Origin of the sequence: Sphingomonas panacis, from assembly GCF_001717955.1 — a bacterium.
GTDB classification, from domain to species: Bacteria; Pseudomonadota; Alphaproteobacteria; order Sphingomonadales; family Sphingomonadaceae; genus Sphingomonas; species Sphingomonas panacis.
Window position 1 is genome coordinate 2,250,772 of record NZ_CP014168.1, and the last position, 16,060, is coordinate 2,266,831.

Annotated in this window: 19 protein-coding genes and 1 pseudogene; 5 read left to right on the forward strand and 15 right to left on the reverse strand. The window is 60.9% G+C overall.

Annotation, left to right across the window (positions count from 1 at the left end; all coding sequences use genetic code 11):
* Positions 1 to 122: 122 nt before the first annotated feature.
* Both J0A91_RS25200 and J0A91_RS25205 read right to left on the reverse strand, forming a co-directional pair.
* A complete protein-coding gene (locus J0A91_RS25200) occupies positions 123 to 629 on the reverse strand; it encodes an IS630 family transposase (RefSeq protein WP_069204834.1) in 507 nt (168 codons plus the stop codon).
* Positions 630 to 664: 35 nt separating this feature from the next.
* Positions 665 to 1,171, reverse strand: a complete 507-nt coding sequence (locus J0A91_RS25205; protein ID WP_069207207.1) for a winged helix-turn-helix domain-containing protein — start codon at positions 1,169 to 1,171, stop codon at positions 665 to 667.
* A 178-nt stretch (positions 1,172 to 1,349) separates the two neighbouring features.
* Here J0A91_RS25205 and J0A91_RS10215 point away from each other — a divergent pair, with 178 nt between their 5' ends.
* Entirely contained in the window at positions 1,350 to 1,625 is a 276-nt protein-coding gene (locus tag J0A91_RS10215) for a hypothetical protein (protein ID WP_150126885.1), read from the forward strand.
* Positions 1,626 to 1,693: 68 nt separating this feature from the next.
* Here the strand turns inward: J0A91_RS10215 and wzy are convergent, their stop codons facing one another.
* The 3 genes from wzy to J0A91_RS10230 all read right to left on the reverse strand — a co-directional run bounded on the left by wzy (position 1,694) and on the right by J0A91_RS10230 (position 3,825).
* Positions 1,694 to 3,157 (reverse strand): O-antigen polysaccharide polymerase Wzy, encoded by a 1,464-nt coding sequence (gene wzy, locus J0A91_RS10220; RefSeq protein WP_083224610.1) that lies wholly within the window; start codon positions 3,155 to 3,157, stop codon positions 1,694 to 1,696.
* A gap of 120 nt (positions 3,158 to 3,277) precedes the next feature.
* A complete protein-coding gene (locus J0A91_RS10225) occupies positions 3,278 to 3,451 on the reverse strand; it encodes a hypothetical protein (protein ID WP_169833121.1) in 174 nt (57 codons plus the stop codon).
* Complete coding sequence (locus tag J0A91_RS10230; RefSeq protein ID WP_240502254.1) at positions 3,442 to 3,825, reverse strand: hypothetical protein; 384 nt, start codon at positions 3,823 to 3,825, stop codon at positions 3,442 to 3,444. The genes J0A91_RS10225 and J0A91_RS10230 overlap by 10 nt, the downstream gene beginning before the upstream one ends.
* A gap of 435 nt (positions 3,826 to 4,260) precedes the next feature.
* On the opposite strand from J0A91_RS10230, the gene J0A91_RS10235 reads away from it, so the two are divergent.
* Positions 4,261 to 4,509, forward strand: a complete 249-nt coding sequence (locus tag J0A91_RS10235; RefSeq protein ID WP_083224611.1) for a helix-turn-helix domain-containing protein — start codon at positions 4,261 to 4,263, stop codon at positions 4,507 to 4,509.
* Between the two features lie 287 nt (positions 4,510 to 4,796).
* Positions 4,797 to 6,024: pseudogene (locus tag J0A91_RS10240) on the forward strand (IS256 family transposase).
* 51 nt (positions 6,025 to 6,075) lie between these two features.
* On the opposite strand, the gene J0A91_RS10245 reads toward J0A91_RS10240, so the two are convergent.
* Positions 6,076 to 6,306 carry a helix-turn-helix domain-containing protein gene (locus J0A91_RS10245; protein ID WP_069204837.1) on the reverse strand — a complete coding sequence of 77 codons (231 nt, stop codon included), beginning with the start codon at positions 6,304 to 6,306 and terminating at the stop codon, positions 6,076 to 6,078.
* Between the two features lie 115 nt (positions 6,307 to 6,421).
* Between J0A91_RS10245 and J0A91_RS10250 the strand changes: the two genes are divergently transcribed.
* Positions 6,422 to 6,952, forward strand: a complete 531-nt coding sequence (locus tag J0A91_RS10250; RefSeq protein WP_069204838.1) for an RNA polymerase sigma factor — start codon at positions 6,422 to 6,424, stop codon at positions 6,950 to 6,952.
* 13 nt (positions 6,953 to 6,965) lie between these two features.
* A complete protein-coding gene (locus J0A91_RS10255) occupies positions 6,966 to 7,931 on the forward strand; it encodes a FecR family protein (protein WP_069204839.1) in 966 nt (321 codons plus the stop codon).
* Positions 7,932 to 8,004: 73 nt separating this feature from the next.
* On the opposite strand, the gene J0A91_RS10260 is transcribed toward J0A91_RS10255, so the two are convergent.
* From J0A91_RS10260 to J0A91_RS10295, 9 genes are all read right to left on the reverse strand, one after another.
* Positions 8,005 to 8,667, reverse strand: coding sequence for a Ros/MucR family transcriptional regulator (locus tag J0A91_RS10260; RefSeq protein WP_476749573.1), 663 nt, complete (start codon positions 8,665 to 8,667; stop codon positions 8,005 to 8,007).
* Positions 8,668 to 8,695: 28 nt separating this feature from the next.
* Complete coding sequence (locus tag J0A91_RS10265) at positions 8,696 to 9,040, reverse strand: conjugal transfer protein TraD (protein ID WP_240502255.1); 345 nt, start codon at positions 9,038 to 9,040, stop codon at positions 8,696 to 8,698.
* Entirely contained in the window at positions 9,015 to 9,206 is a 192-nt protein-coding gene (locus J0A91_RS10270; RefSeq protein ID WP_083224935.1) for a conjugal transfer protein TraD, read from the reverse strand. The genes J0A91_RS10265 and J0A91_RS10270 overlap by 26 nt, the downstream gene beginning before the upstream one ends.
* Positions 9,207 to 9,556: 350 nt before the next feature.
* On the reverse strand, positions 9,557 to 9,769 hold the full coding sequence (locus tag J0A91_RS10275) for a helix-turn-helix transcriptional regulator (RefSeq protein WP_083224614.1): 213 nt from the start codon (positions 9,767 to 9,769) through the stop codon (positions 9,557 to 9,559).
* A 550-nt stretch (positions 9,770 to 10,319) separates the two neighbouring features.
* Positions 10,320 to 10,544 (reverse strand): hypothetical protein, encoded by a 225-nt coding sequence (locus J0A91_RS10280; protein ID WP_069204843.1) that lies wholly within the window; start codon positions 10,542 to 10,544, stop codon positions 10,320 to 10,322.
* Positions 10,545 to 10,653: 109 nt separating this feature from the next.
* A complete protein-coding gene (locus tag J0A91_RS25210) occupies positions 10,654 to 11,115 on the reverse strand; it encodes an IS630 family transposase (protein ID WP_420852820.1) in 462 nt (153 codons plus the stop codon).
* Positions 11,116 to 11,215: 100 nt separating this feature from the next.
* Complete coding sequence (locus J0A91_RS25215; RefSeq protein ID WP_069204844.1) at positions 11,216 to 11,431, reverse strand: hypothetical protein; 216 nt, start codon at positions 11,429 to 11,431, stop codon at positions 11,216 to 11,218.
* A gap of 10 nt (positions 11,432 to 11,441) precedes the next feature.
* On the reverse strand, positions 11,442 to 12,998 hold the full coding sequence (locus tag J0A91_RS10290) for a rhamnogalacturonidase (RefSeq protein WP_069204845.1): 1,557 nt from the start codon (positions 12,996 to 12,998) through the stop codon (positions 11,442 to 11,444).
* Positions 12,999 to 13,060: 62 nt separating this feature from the next.
* A complete protein-coding gene (locus J0A91_RS10295) occupies positions 13,061 to 15,997 on the reverse strand; it encodes a TonB-dependent receptor domain-containing protein (RefSeq protein ID WP_240502256.1) in 2,937 nt (978 codons plus the stop codon).
* Positions 15,998 to 16,060: the final 63 nt, after the last annotated feature.

Consider the following 16,060-nt stretch of genomic DNA (forward strand, 5'->3'; position numbering starts at 1 on the left):
GACCGATCGCGTCGATCGAGACGCCGGCCAACGAGCGATCCGACAAAAACACGCTAGCACAATGCCCTACGCCCACCCGCGCACAGGTCTCTTTAATACCGTTTCCTCGAAAGACTGACCGGTCATAGATAGCCGTAGCGACCGAGGCTTGCGACGCGTCCAGTTTCGGCCAGAAGGGCGTTCCAGGCGTCGCAGCATGCATCGACGATGGCGTCGACGGTGTCGAACAGGCGGTGGCTGAGGAAACGCTCGCGTAGATACAGCCAGACCCGCTCGATCGGATTGAGTTCTGGGCTGTAGGACGGCAGGTGCAGTGGCGTGATGGTTTCGGGCCAGGTGAGTTTGGCGGCGATGTGCCAGCCGGCGCGATCCATGACGAGCACGGCATGGCGGTCGGCGGGCAACTGGCCTGCGAGTTCATCGATCAGCGCCTGCATGGCTGGCACGGTTGCCTCGGGCAGGACGAGCGCGACCCCGGTATCGCGCTCCGGGCAGATGGCGCCGAAGATCCAGGCTGCATCGTGGCGCATGTCGCGGAGCCCGCGTGGGCGGACGCCGCGATCATACCAGACGCGGCCGGTACGGCCGATTTGGCCGACGCGGGCCTCATCTTGGAACCATAGCTCCACAGTACGGCCGTTTGCACGTTCACGCTCGATCCGCTTCAGCTCGGCCGGGAGACTTTTTTAAAACGCTCACGTGCCTTCGGGTCGGCCTTGGGGTGGCTGGGCCGGGTCTTTTGATACGACAAGCCCATCGTCTGCATGAGCCGGTGCGCCCCCGAGATGCTATAGTTCACGCCAGTTCGCTCCTCGATCAAGGCAGCGACATCGACGATCCGCAAAGGAGGTTTCGCATCGCCGGCCCGGCTAGCCGCCTGCAGGATCGTGGCCTTCACCACCGCCAGTTGCCCATCATCCACCGCCGTCGGCCGGCCTGGGCCCCAGCGATCGCAAAGCCCAGGCACGCCGCGCTCGTTGTACCGGATCACCCAATCGCGCAGCGTCTGCCGGTCCATGCCGGCCAGCTTTGCAGCCATCGCCCGGCTCATGCCGTCGAGTGCATTGGCGATCGCCAGCATCCGCCGCCCAACGCGAGCATCGCGCTCGCGACGCGCCAGCCGCCGCAGCTCCTCAGCCGTCAAATCATTCCGGATCGTCAGCATCGGCATGGTCACCTCCATGCCGACCTATGAATCACCACTTTGACGCGTTGGAAACCCCCAACGAGTCAGAGCTTCTCGGAACCGGTATAAGTCGTTCCTCGCAATGTAATCGAGGTGTTCGGGGGGGGGGGGGGGGGGGGGGGTAGGTCGCCTCGATTGCCTTCTTCTTCATCAAGGTGGCGGCGTGCTGGCGACCGATCTCGATGCCCTCCTGCCGGAGCAGATCGCGCAGTATCCTACTACCCGCAAAAGGGCACTCCAAGTGCATTTCGTCGATCTGCCACATGATGGCGAGGTCGGCTGCCGGCAGCGATTTTTGGGTCGGCAATATACGCTACAGCGGCTGCCGCCCCCCCCCAAAAAAAAAATCTCCCGGGCCTGCCGCGCAAGTGGCGAGCTTTGCGAACGGTCGATCACCGTTTTGCGCTCGGTAAAGTCCGGGCTTGCCGAACGCTCCTGATAAAACATTCACCAGAGTCAACTCGCCAATCTTGCACGCATTGTCTGATTTGCCAGCTTTGGGCTATTTTATTTTGAAAGCGTGGTTTGATGCTGCTCTCGCCGGAATGAACCCAAAAATAACTTCTCATATATAAAGAGAATTACAAATCCCCACACTAGAAATCGCACGGGGAAGTCCAAAGAATACCTAGGCATTTCAGTCATGGTTCCAGCAAGTACCATGTACACGAATATCCTCTTCGTACTCATGCCGCGTTTAATGATTGTGGTTCTGACCCGTACGACAAAATAACCCGTTACCGTCATTAATATGATGATTCCCGGTAAGCCAAAATCCATATAAATATCTGACAAGAGATTAGACCCAACGTTCCATCCCGCACTTGGGCCTATCATAAAGTAGGTCAGCGCGTCTGCCGACGTAACAAATCCAGCTCCCGGCGTTATAAAGAATCCACGGATAAAAGGAAAAATGCCTCCGAAACCTACAAGCTTGTAGTAGCCCCATGCATATGGACTTAACTTCGGAGTTATTTCAAAGGTAGCCCTGAGGGTTGCCGTAGTATTCCCTAAACTGCTATCGCCATTACCTTGGTTGGCATGGCGTTGCCATGCGTCAGAAAAAGCCGACACCGAAGGCTCCGGCATCATTCGTAGGATTTCAACTGCCTGATAGAGCGTCAGAGCGCTCGCCATCATTACGACAATAACGGGCCAGCGAACGCGGTATTTAAAGGTGCCGACTCCGCACAATGCAGCCAGCGCGATCATGAAGAAGTTATTCCGGTCGCCTTGTATTAATATCATGACAGACCAGAGTGCAACACAGATAGCCATAAGCCAATGGGCGAAATTTAGGCCTTGTCCACGAGCAATTCGCGATACCAATCGCGAGAGAGCTAATATGCAAAATAATATTATGATATTATAAATACCGTCTGCGATGGTATTGCTTTGTTGAGCTCTCTGTGTGTGATTGGCTGCATCAGAATAGCGATCAACGTCCGATGATTGCAATCCTAATATCTTGAAAATCGCCATAGAAGAAAATAAAATAAAACTAAATAACCAATCGAAAGCTTTGTATGCATGCGGATTTTCGTCCCATTGATCGGTGCCGCTGGGATAAACCTTCCTCGGAAGCACAGTTCCCAAATGGAATGCAACATATCCAATAGTAGCCGCCAATAGCGCTTGGTTCGCTCCGGCCGGGTACGTATTTGGAAGAAACTTACTTATACTGTAACTTAAACCACCGAGTAGATCAGATTGATACGGGCCGAAAAACAAGAGGAAGTAAAAAAGAGAAAAGCTTACCTCGATCGAAAGTGATATCGGCAATTTTTTTCGTACACGGGCAAAATTCACGCAAAACATAAAGAAGTATAGATAGAAAATAGTTATGCAGGTCCACCCGACCGAAGAATTGAGGCCTGTGGGTGTTGTAAAAAGCCATATACAAAGAAGCAAAATAACCGAAATATCTAACGGTATCAATAATATGCGCAAGGCGCCAAAATACTTATTCATACGAGACCTTCTTTGTAGACCGTCTGTTCAAAGCGCCGTACTGACAACCATCGATAAAAGTATGCCTTAGATGAGCAGACTACATCTTCCGCAGATTGTCGCACACGCCCCAATGATGCGCTATTTGTCCATTCGGAACAGCTCGCCGGACACGCGCGCGTTGTCCGCCATCACCTTGATCCTGCCTTCTCCGGCCGAGCGCAACCGCTTCGATTCGCAGAGATCGGCGTAGCCAACCGCCCAAATATCATCCTGTCGCATCATCCTTGTCTCGCCCATGTCGATCAGAACCAAGTCGCCGTCGAGGATAGTTCGGCACATTGATTCGCGGCGGTCGCGCGCGAAAAACGGAGTTGCGATGGATGTGACTCGGTGAAGTGTGCGATCCGGTCGAGTGGGGCGTAGTGGGCCGGCGTTTCGCGGTCGTCGTGGAGGAAGGTCGAATCCATCCCTAATTCAAACGAGATTTCTTCTACCGGAATCAAGCGGAAATGATCCGGGATCGAAGGCCGGTCGCCTCTTACTGCCCCGGCCAGTTCCGAGTCGTCTGTTTCGCTGATCAGATAGCCAGCCCTAGTGTGCAGCGCGCGAGCCAGATCCAGCAGTTTACCCGTTCCGCGCGTTTGTCCGTTTCTCAACCCGCAGATGGCCGGCTGCGACACGTTCATCTGTCGCTCAACCTCAGACTGGGACGTACCGCGATCTGCGATTAGCCTTTCCAATCGTGCGCCGGTAACATGTGCCATGCTCGCCATCTATACGAATATGAATAAGGCTACACGCAACAAATGTGTTGAGCATCTGTATCGCTTCGCATGATCTCCCCTTCATAATTGCAGGGGTGAGCTGATATGAGCGTTTGTCGGCCGCCGCAACGCAGTTGGTAGCGATAGCCAGATGCGTTGCCGAGTGGACAGTTCGAAAGTAACCGACCGATTGAGACCGCCTGCCGGGAGGTGGCGTGAGCGCGTAAAGGACGTCGTTATGGACGTCTTGAGCCAGAGCGAGGGACGGCGATGGAGATTTGGTCCGGGAACGCGTCGCCGTTGGAGCAACGCGGAGAGGCTTGAGATCATTGCCGCTGTGGAGGTGAACGGCGAGCGTTGGCTCGCGTTGCGCGGCGCTACGATGTGTCCCGGAGCCAGATCTATCAATGGCGCCATCAGTTCAGGAAGCGAGGGCTGCTGCCTGCGCCGACCGGGCCGACCTTTTTGCCGGTCGACATCGCGGCGCCCATGCTGAGCGCGGAGACAGTGCCCGGAGACCTGGTGGTCTCGCCTTTGATGGTCGAGCTGTGTCTGGCGCAGGACGACGCCTTCGCTTCGACAGTTGCATCGAGGCTGCTGCTCTGACCCGGCTGATCCGGTCAGTGGAAGCTGCATGATCGGACCAGGGACGGGAGTAAGGGTGTATCTCGCCTGGGGGGCACTGACATGATGTGATGGACACCCGTCGCGGCCCTGGCCCAGCATCGTTGGGCTGAACTAACTGAGAGTCGAACATGGACATCAAGGTGATCGGGATCGACATCGCAAAACGCTATTTTCAGGTGCACGGGATCGACGCAGCCGGAGTTGCGGTCGAGAGTGTCAGGATTTTCGTGTGTGGGCGGGCATGATGGGTAAAGAGGAGATCTCATATGTCGCGACGCAAAGAGCAACGATCCCGAACGAGCTTCTCGACCAGTTGCTGGCTGACGGTGCTGCCAGTGCCGCCTTTGACCAAGGCGGTTTGCTGGATTCGCTAAGAAGGCGCTGACCGAGCGCGCCTTGAACGCGGAGATGGATCACCACCTGGCCGGGGATGACAGCACCGGCAACACGCGCAATGGCTATGATCGAAAGACCGTGATGACCGACACCGGCAAGCTGGCGATCGATGTGCCGCGTGATAGTCAGTCGTCAGTCGAGCTTCGATCCGCAGCTGATCGCCGAGTATCAGCGACGCTTTCCGGGCTTCGACGATAAAATCGTGTCGATGTACGCGCGCGGCATGAGCACCCGCGAGATTACCGGGCACCTGCATGATCTGTACGGGATCGACGTGTCGCCCGACCTGATCAGCACGGTAACCGACGCGGTACTTGATGAGGTGGCGACCTGGCAGCAGCGACCGCTCGATCCGATTTACCCGCTAGTTTTCTTCGACGCGATCCGGGTCAAGATCCGCGACGAAGGCATGGTTCGTAATAAGGCGATCCACCTCGCGCTGGGAGTACGCGCTGACGGCGCGAAGGAGGTGCTTGGCCTGTGGCTCGAGCAGAACGAAGGCGCCAAGTTCTAGCTCCGGGTGATGAACGAGCTTCGCAACCGTGGCACCGAGGACATTCTCCTCGCCATCGTCGATGGCCTGAAAGGCTTTCCCGAGGCGATCACCGCCGTGTTCCCGGAGGCGATCGTCCAGACCTGCATCGTCCATCTGCTCAGGAACAGCATGGACTTCGTCTCCTGGAAGGACTGCAAGAACCTCGCCAGCGCGCTCAAGGAGGTTTACCGTGCGCCGAGCGCGGAGGCGGCCGAAAAGGCGCTGACGGCGTTCGAGGCCGGCCCTTGGAGCCAGCAGCATCCCGCCATCGGCCAGAGCTGGAGACGCGCCTGGAGCGAGGTTATCCCGTTCTTCGCCTTCCCCGATGAGGTGCGTCGGATCGTCTATACGACGAACGCGATCGAGGCGTTGAACTCGAAGCTCAGGCGGGCCGTCCGCGCAGGGGGCACTTCCTCAGCGACGATGCCGCCACCAAGCTGCTCTACCTGATCTTGAACCGATCCGAAAAAGAATGGAAAATGCCGCCACGTGAGTGGTCCATGGCCAAGGCCCAGTTCGCCGTCATCTTCGGCGAACGTTTCATCAGGGCCATGGCGGCGTAATGTTCAACCGCCCGCCCAAACACGAAAATCCTGACACTCCCTAGCGATAGGTTAAGGTTCTAAGCTTTCGGCCGCATCCGCGTCCAACAGTGCGGCGACATCAACACTCAGGGCTGCGGCGAGCCGGTCGAGGACATCCACGCTCGCCGCATAGATGCAGCGCTCCAGCGCACTCACGTAAGTGCGGTCTATCTCCGCACGGTCAGCGAGTTCCTCCTGCGACCATCCCCTGACGCGTCGAAGAATCCGCAGATTGCGGGCCAGAATTTCTCGAGCCTCCATGTGAGAGGAAGCACGATCTTGAAGAGTATTTTACCACGGAGTATACTCTATAAAGACGCTTTCCGAAGATGGTTTTCAAAGGTCGAGGCGTTCGTTCGCTGCGAGGAGCGCGCTGATGGCAGGACGGAGAGACGATTCGCAAAGGCGCCCGATTGGTGACGATACACGTGCGGCGGCAATCGAAGACCTATACCGCGATCACGGCGACTGGCTTCGGCGGTTGGTAGTCGCGCGGCTGCGTATGCAGCCTGCCGATGTCGATGACATCGTGCAGGACACTTGGTTGCGCGCGGCGCGACCGGTGACCACCGAGATCGCTCACTCGCGAGCTTTCCTGTTTCAGACGGCGCTCAACCTGTTCCGCGACCGCAAGCGGCGCGAGGCGGTTCGCCAGCAGCATCGAGAGGGCGTCACCGCCGAACAAGGTCGTGGTGACAGGCATGGCATGTACGAGCAGGAGGCGGTGCTCGAACTGGAGCGGATCGTACTCGATCTGCCTGAAAAGATCCGCGACGTCTTCGTGCTCAGCCGTTTCCGGCATATGAGCAATGCCGAAATCGCGACAACGCTCGGCATCTCGATCAAGACCGTGGAGTGGCGGATGGGTAAGGCGCTGGCATTGTGCGCGAGCAGATTGCGCGACTGAGCGGCATTTACGCATGAACGACAATGACGCAAGCGGCGGCGATGCGTGCACGCAAGCCGCACATTGGTACGCGCGGTTGCAGACGCTGCCGGTGTCGGCCCGAACGCTCGATCAGTTCTTCGAGTGGCGAAAGGGCGAGGGGAATCGCGAAGCGTTCGACGCCGTCGATCGCCTTTACAGGCAGACCGGCACGCTCGCCGATCGCCCGGCGATCGTCGCTGCCACGGAACAGGCGATGACGCGATCCGCCACTCCGCCTAGCAGACGATACCCGTGGTTGGGGACGATGGCGGCGGCGGTGGTTGGCGTGGTTGCGGTTGGCCTGACGACCTTTGCGGTGTGGCCTTCGGGCGGCGAGCAATACGCCACCAAGGTCGGCGAGCAACGCAGCATCAGGCTGGCCGATGGATCGAAGGTGATGCTCGACACCGATACGGCGCTGACGGTTGTCTTCGCTAGAGATGCGCGCCGCATTTCGCTCGCCAAGGGCCAGGCCTATTTCACGGTCGCGCATGATGCGGCGCGTCCCTTCACCGTGGACGCTGGCGGCACGCGCGTGCTGGCAACGGGGACGCAGTTCGATGTCCAGCGCAGCGGCGACCGGATCGACGTCACATTGGTCGAGGGCAGGGTGCGGATCAGTTCGGGAGAGCAGTCGGTCGCGCAGTTGCAAGCCGGGCAGCGGCTGGTCCTCGACGGCTCCCACATAAGCCCGGTCCAGGCGATCGATACGGCACCGACGACGGCGTGGACACAAGGCCGCGTCGTGCTCGACGGCATGACGCTTGAACACGCGATCACCGAGGTCAATCGCTACGTGAATACGCCGGTTCGCCTCGATGCACCGGGCTTCGCCGACGCACGCATCAGCGGCTCTGTCGAGACCGGCGACATCGGCAGTTTCACGACGGCGGTCACCGCAGTGCTGCCGCTCAAGGCGCAGGCCAACAGCGACGGATCGGTCACGCTACGCCCGTGAATAGTGCCGATCGTGCAGGTGTTAGAAAATGGCTCGCACCGCCCGACGAATGCCGGGCGATGCGAGCACATCATCAGGCGTTTTCAGCAGCCTTGCGGCGCGTGCGCTTTGCCGGGGTAGGGGCGGGCGCGGGTGCCGCACTCCCTTCGCTGGCGGCAGGTGCCTCAGCCGGCGTTGCTGCGCCACCGCGACCCTTGCGACCCAGGCCAATCCGCTGCGCCATTTCACGACGAGCGAGCGAATAGTTCTCGGAGACCATCGGATAATCGGGACGCAGATTGTAGCGCTCGCGGTACTGCACGTCGGTCAGGCCATGCGTCGAGAGATGACGGCGCAGCGTCTTGTAAGGCTTGCCGTCGATCATCGAGATGATGTGATCCTTCGAGGCAAGCGACTTGCGCACCGATACCGCCGGCGTGAACTCTTCCGCTGGGGCAGCTTCGCCACTCGACGTGTCCGCTGCCGATGATCCCGATCCAAGCTCGACGATCGTGTTGTGCATCGTGCGCAGGAACGCTGGGACATCGTCAGCCGAGACGCGGTTGTTCTGGTTGCCGAGCCAAGCGATCGTCAGTTCGGTCGCGAGTTCGACGGGGTTCAGATTTTCTTCTTCCATATCAACATGTCCATATGTGTTTCTGCGATGTTTCGCTGCGACCAAGGGGGTATCCAGTATCGGACACCACCGCTGTGGCGAAGAATCGCGATCAATGCAAATCGTTGATGAGAGAATCATCTTCGAACGCCCGCTTGCCGAGAGGTCGTCATAGCCTAAGCAACGATTCTTTGTCTTCCCCGCGCAACTTCGAAAGTACCTCGGCGAAGGTGCCGAAGATCACGGCACGATCGCGCTCGGTGAGGTCGATCAGCCCGGACCTGGCGATCAGTCTGACCAGTTCAATCAACCGGGGCCCGCGGTCGCGGCGCTTCGCTTGCCAGTCGTGTGTATCATGGCGGGTAGGACTCGCGATCAAGCGGTACCGTACCGCCTTCAGCCGCCAAAGCTGATGCAGGGTTTGGCGCAGTCGCTCGGCGTTCGTTGCTTCTGGCTTTGCGCTGAGACATCGCCGCGCCAGCTTTTCGCTACGCCTTTTGTACTGCTGCGTCACTGCGCGCGGCGGACAGCAACGCACCGGCCAGAACATCGACCGGCAGCATATTGGCGCGACACGCGATCACCAGTTCGCCGAGCTGGCTGATCTTGCGTTGCTCGAGCGCTCTCGTCTTCTGGTTGAGCGATACAAGGTCGGCGTCATAGTCACGCGATTTGCGCATGCGGATCATCCGTCCTGCTATGCAAGGCAGATTACGTTATCGACTGGATCTATCGGCGTACATATCGTGATATAATCCAAGGCGACTCCATCCCGAGATAGACAAAATCTCGAGATCTTGCCTACGGGTCGTGCCGGCGTGCGCTTTCAAGTAGAAGGGGAGCGCTGTGCTTATGACCTGCCACTTCTCAGCGAAGATGATCTCGAGAGCCAGCGGCTCGAGTGCGCTGGCGTCTGCGGCGTATCGCTCGGCGTCGCGGCTTGACGATCGCCCCTCCAAAGGAATGGCCATCTCAGAATTTCCGCCTGCCCAGGAACGGTGACACGTGCGCCCTTCCGATTGGCCGCTTTTCACGAATGATCAGTCTTGGCCTCATGCAACGTCGGATTGCGCACCCAGTCGTTGACGGCAGACTCCCGCCAACCTGTACAGCGCAGCGCGATACGGATTTGCTTGGGGAACGTACCAGCCTGTACTTTTCGATACAGCGTTGCCCGGCTGAGGCCGGTGCGATCGAGCACGGTTTTAAGGCGGAGGATGCGGTCGGGTGGGTCGGTTTCCATGGCATGATCCCAGTTCGTGTGTGATCCAGTGGCTTGCTGAGATCAGGATCGCGAGGGTGCTGGCGCGGAGCAAGGGGTTCGGGACCGAGATGCACCGCGCTGCCCCACAGAGCACCAGACTGTCCCCATAAAGTCAGAGAAGATTCAGGCGTCAGCCGTCCGCGCTGACGCGCGGCCGAGCTCTATGGCGCTGTGCGCCACCGAGTCGCCTCTGGCGTCTCGGTAGGATCGGCGCGAGACGCGTCTTGCGAGGAAGCCCCAGTGCCTCCACCCGAACCGTAGATGCACCTTTCAATGCATACGGCTCTCTATCCCGCCGGCATCCGGCCTCCATGGTGAGCGATGTGACATTTGCGGCACATAACGATGGTTCCCCGCCACGCCGATTGCTTCCATGGCTTCAGCTGGTCGCGCGGCTTGTCCTTCCTAATCTCGGCGCGAACCCGTCAGCTACGACTGATGGATTGATTCCAACGTTTGGTGCCCGCGCCTGACGGCTGCGATAATCTAATCGGGATTGGCCTTTCAGACGAACGGCTTCGATTCCTGGTTATGCTTTGATGAAGCGGTTGATGGCGGCCTGAAGATCGACAATGGGGCGACCAATGGCAGCGAGCTGTTCGGCAAAACCGTCATAGTCCTCCTTAGTCGCCATGACGGTCATCCGTCGGCGCCGGCCGCCTTCCGGTCGCTCGATGAGGACCTCCTGCCGGTTCTTGGACATATCGATCGCTACCAGCACAGCGCCGGCGGGTGTAGAACAGAGCTTGGTCATGGTCGGTCGGCCTCCAAAGTGTTGTCTCGACAACTTCACTTTAGACACCTGCTGGCCGGCCATGGCTTGCCCTGATGAAGCCTGCGGCCGCTACGCGGCCTTGTCTTCATCAGGGCCGTCGCGGCTCCCGAACCGGCGCTTCCCAATGTGCTACGGAGCAGAAGACTCGGTTTTTCAGGCGCCGACGGGTCAGCTTGGCGAAGAAGCCCTCGACGGCATTCAACCCGGAACACGACGTAGGCACGAAGTGGAAGGTCCAGCGCGGATGCCGGGGAAGCCAGGCGCGAACCTTCGGCTGTTTGTGGGTGGCGTAGTTGTCGAGGATGACGTGGACGGCCTTGTCGGACGGCAGTTCGGCCTCCACCGCGTTCAGGAAACGGATGAACTCCTGGTGCCGCTGCCGCTGCATGTTCCGCCCGATCCCCGAGCCGTCGAGCACGTTCAGCGCCGCGAACAGTGTGGTCGTCCCGTTGCGTTTGTAATCGTGGGTCATGGTCGCCCCCTCCGGCCGCGCTTGAGCGGCAGCACCGGTTGCGCGTGGGGGCGCCTGGATCTGGCTCTTCTCGTCCATCCGACAGCACGATCGCGTGCGCCGGCGGCGAAACGTAGAGGCCGGCCGCGTCGTGCAGCTTCTCTGCAAACGCCTTGTCGTTGGACAGCTTGAAGCTGCGTTAGCGATGCGGCGCCAGGCCGTGGTCGTGCCAGATCTTCACGACAGAGGACGCCGCAATACCCATCACCTTAGCCATCGTGCGCGCGGTCCAGTGCGCCGCCTCCTGAGCCGGTGGCTCGAGCGTCAACGCCACGACATTGTCAATGAGCGTCGTCTCGAGCGGCGCGATGCCAGGGGGATGGGCTTTGTCGCGGAGCAGACCATCGAAACCCACGCGGCCGGGATCACAGCGTCACCGTCGTCGGGCCGGCGAGCGCCTGATCGCGCAGGCCGTGGGTGGCGGTGGTGGTGAAGTCGGTCACGCGGTCGAGCGCGAAGACGCGGCCGCGCGGCGCGCGTATGCCGAGGAAGTCTGCGCCATCCACGTCTTCCAGCCGGAAGGCTGTGCGCGGATCGGGTGCGATCGTCTCGACTTCGACGTTGCTCATCCGCACGCCGCGCGCGTGGCGCACGAAGAAGCCGCTTGCCGGCAAATCCCCGAACATGGTCGCCTCAGGATAGCCAAGTTCGTTTTCGGGCGCGGTCAGCGTGGCCATCGCGGCTGGCGCGCCGCCGATATGCTGGAAGTGGCAGTCGCTGATCTGCACATCCTCGATCGGGTGGCCAGGCAGCCCCGCGATCACCGAGGGGAGCAGGCTCGCGCCCGAACTCGACACGTTCTGGATCAGCACCCGCTTGAGCGTGCCGATGGGTCGCCCCGCCGGCCCGCGCATGCGCCGGCCGAGGCGCAGGAACAGGGGCCCATCGATGGTGCCGCGCATCGCGATGTTGCTGATCGTAACGTCTTCGATCACCGCGCCATCGACGGTCTCGAGCGCGATGCCGCGGCTGTCCTCGATCACGCAATTGCTGATCGTGATGTTGCGGAAGCCACCGTTCGATTCGGTGCCGCATTTGATGCGGCCATGGATCTTTGGCGCAAAATCCGTGGGCATCTTCTTCCAACTGCCGTCGATCACCGATCCGACCTGATAATTGCCGGTGATGTAGCAATTGGTGATCGTCAGGTTTTCGGTCGTGCGCGCATAACCGAGCGCGAAACTCGATTTCGGGCAGATGCCGTCGTCATACGGCGAGTTGACGGTACAATTGCTGACGCGGACGTTGCGGCAGCAGTCGATATCCATGCCGTCGCGGTTGGTATCAATAATGAGGTTGTCGATGGTGAGATTATCGACGCCGGTCGCGAGAATGCCGAACCAGCCGCCTTCGAGCAGTCGGAAATCGCGCAGCAGCACGCCATGGCAATTCTTGAGCGCGATGGCCTTGTTGCCGGTGCCGGGGCCGCTGGGGTCCTTGAGCCAGCCATCCTTACCGTCGCCTCGGCCGAGGCCCTTGCCCCAGATCAGCCCGCCGCCGACGATGGCGATGTCATGCAATCCCTCGCCCCAGATCAGGCTGTTGCGCCAGTGGCTGTGGCCGAAATCTTGGAAATGCTCATATGCGGGGTCGATCGGCTCTGCGATATCGTAGCCGGCCCTGTCCCGCGGTGTGGCCGCGAGCAGCGTCGCGCCGGGGTCGAGGTGGAGCGTTACCGCGCTCATCAGCCGGATCGTGTAGTTGGCGTAGCTGCCGGCGGGGAAATGGACGGTGCCGCCGCCTCGCGCCGCCGCCGCCGCGATCGCGCGATTGATCGCCGCCGTGTCGATCGTCTTGCCATCGCCGCGCGCGCCGAAGCGGCGGACGTCAAGCCAGCGTGCATCGGCCGCGAAGGCACCGCCGGGAAGCATGGCGGCAAGCGCCGCCGCGCCGCCGGAGAGGAGGAGGTCTCGACGCTGCATGTACACGCTCCGCAAGAAAAAAGTCCGGCCGGCATGATGCCGGCCGGGAGGAGGGGAAGCGATCAGAACTTCGCCGTGATGCCCAAGAAGAACTCGGTGCCCATCACGTCGTAAGTTGCTGAAAAGGTGTTCGCACTCGGTCCTTGCGTGGTGATCGGCGGGTCCTGGTTGAGAACGTTGTTCGCACCGCCGAACACCTGGAACGTCTTGGCCACGTCGTAGCTGAACGACAGATCGAAATAATGCCGGTCGGGTAGCTTTGGGTAGACCAGGGTGTTCAGCGCCGGCGTTGCCGTCGAACCCTGACGCAGAGGCACCAGATAGCGGTCGGTCGTGACCGGGCCGATATAACGGTGGCGCAGCGACAGGCTGAGCGGCCCGGTCTCCCAGGTCACGCGGCTGGTCCCACGCCAGATCGGCAGCGGCTGGCCGCAGGTCGGGCCGTACGATCCCTCGCAGTGGTTCTGGATGTTCGGGAACGCCGCCACCGGCACCGAGGTGAAGTCGTTTAGCCAGGTGAAGGTGCTGCTAAGGTCGATCGAACTGGTCTCGCCCAGTCCGGGGAAACCGAAGCCCAAGTTGAAGCGGTAGCGCGCGGCGAAGTCCAGGCCCGACGTCCGCAACGATCCGGTATTGGCGTTGAGGATCTTGGCGACATAGGGATCGTTGATCTCGCCCGTCGTTGGATTGCGTTGAACCGCCTGGCAATACGGGCTGCTCGCATCCTGGATGACGGTGTAGCAGAGGGTGAGCGTGTTCTGCAGACCGCCGCCCAGCGACGAAATCGCGCCGTCCAGCTTGATGTTGAAATAATCGACGCTGAAGAGCAGCCGCGGCGCGAAGGCGGGCGTGAAGACGACGCCGGCGGTGTAGGTGTCGGACTTCTCCGCAGCGAGGTTCGGGTTGCCACCGAAATCGGCCGGAATGATCGTGTTGGGCTGCACTGCCGCCGTGAAGACGTTGGCGGCCGGCACGCCGGTCGCCTCGCAAACTGCCCGAACCGATGCGGTCTGCAACCCGGCCGACCCATGGTTGGAGCAAGGATCGGTGGCGACCCCCGTCACGCGGTTCACGCCGCCGTACAGTTCCGAGACGTTGGGCGCGCGGATCGCGCGCTGATACTGGCCGCGCAGCGCGATGCTGCGGTTCACACGCCAGTCCAGGCCGCCCAGATATGTCCAGTTGCCGCCGATCCCCTTCAGGTCATAATCCGAATAGCGAAACGCGGCGTTGGCGGTGAGGTTCTGGATGAACGGCGTGTCGTGGATCAACGGCACGCGGACTTCGCCGAAGCCCTCTTTCACGCTAACGCTGCCGCGCGTCGGCAGACCGGGGTTGAAGCCGGCGACATCGCCCGACGCGAGGAAGCTGTCGGGCGAGAACACTGCGTCGGTCTTGCGCCACTCGAAGCCCGACGAGAAGCCAACCTTGCCCGCCGGCAGACGGAATAGCGTACCGGTGATGCTGCCTTGCGCTACCTGCTGAGTCGCGACGGTGGTGTTGGTCGCGCTGATCCGGATCGCGGCAGCGCACGCCTCGGTGATCTGCGCGCCGAAGATGTCACAAACCGGCTGCGCGCCATTCTGCGAGAGTACCGCCGCCTGTACGCGACTGCGCGACAACGCGTTCTGGAGCAGCAGCGTGTCCTCGCTGCGCGAATAGGTGTAATAAACGTCGTATTTCAGGTCGCTGAGGACGTTTTCGCTCACGTCCCCCAGGCTGCCGCGGAACCCCCATGCGCCGCGGAACACGTTGCGCCGCTCGCTCGCCATGCGCGGACCGACCTCGACATAGCGCCGCCCGGCGGTGATCTGCGCCAGGCCGTCGTTCGGCCGATTGGTATATGTAGCGGTGCCCGCCGAGACGGTGGCGTTGCCGGTTTCCGACCGGTCGAGCACGCCCAGTACGTTCTGAAGCGCGGGCGAGAGATAGGGATTATTGACGTTGAACAGCATCGGCGACCCGATGTTGGTCGGCGCGAGCCGCGCGTTCACCTCGTTATGACTATAATGCAGCTCCATATAGCCGGTGATGTTGTCTGTGAAATCGTAATGACCGAAGCTGTTGATCATCCAGCGCTTTTGCGGCTGGATCAGGTAATTGTCGGGGCCGAGGTTGAAGTCGTCCTGCGGCGTGAGCGCCGGGCGCGCGGCGGTGCCTGCGCTGTTGAAGGTGAAGCCGCGCGAGGTCAGGCCCGACAGGCCGGCGGCGGCATAGGCGGCGTTAAGCGCCGCGTTCGGGCCGCCGGCTGCGGGGATGCCGGAGAAGCGACCGTTGGGAATGTCGCCCGACCCGCTGGCGATGAAGCCAAGCTGGCCACCGCCGCCGGTGCAGCTCTGCCCGGCTGCCGGTGTGAACGGCGTGCCGGGCCGGGTGGCGCTGCCCGAGCCGGGCGCGACGCACCCGTCGGCGAGACTGAGATACGCGAAGGTGCCACGCTCACCGCGCGTGATCGATCCGCGATTGAGGTAATTGCCCGACACCACGAGGTTACCGCGACCTTCGGCGAAATTGCCGCCCATTGTGAGATCGAAATTATAGGTCGGCGTGCCGGTCGGCCGGTCGACATTGACCTGCGCGCGGCCTTCGACGCCCGAGAAATCCTCGCGCATGATGAAGTTGATCACGCCGGTGATCGCGTCCGAACCATAGACCGCCGAGCTGCCGCCGGTGACGATTTCGGTACGCGCGATCAGCGACGACGGGATCGTGTTGAGATCGACGACCTGCTCGGGGCCGAAGATCGCGAAACGGCGGCCGTTGACGAGCACGAGGTTGCGGGTCGAACCGAACCCGCGCAGGTTCACGTCGGCATAGCCCCCCGGCACGGTATTGGAGGTCGCGCCACCGAGCTGCGAGGCGACGACCTGCGGCACCTGCTCGAGCGTCTTGTCGATATTGAGGTTGCCCGAAAGCTTGATGTCCTGCTGGTTGAAGACGTTGACCGGAGTCGACGCATCGAAGCCGCTGCGGGCGATGCGCGATCCGGTGACGACCACGTCCGGAGCGGCGGGTTCGGTAGCGATTTGGCCGCTGGGATCGCTAACAGCGCCTGATTGCAC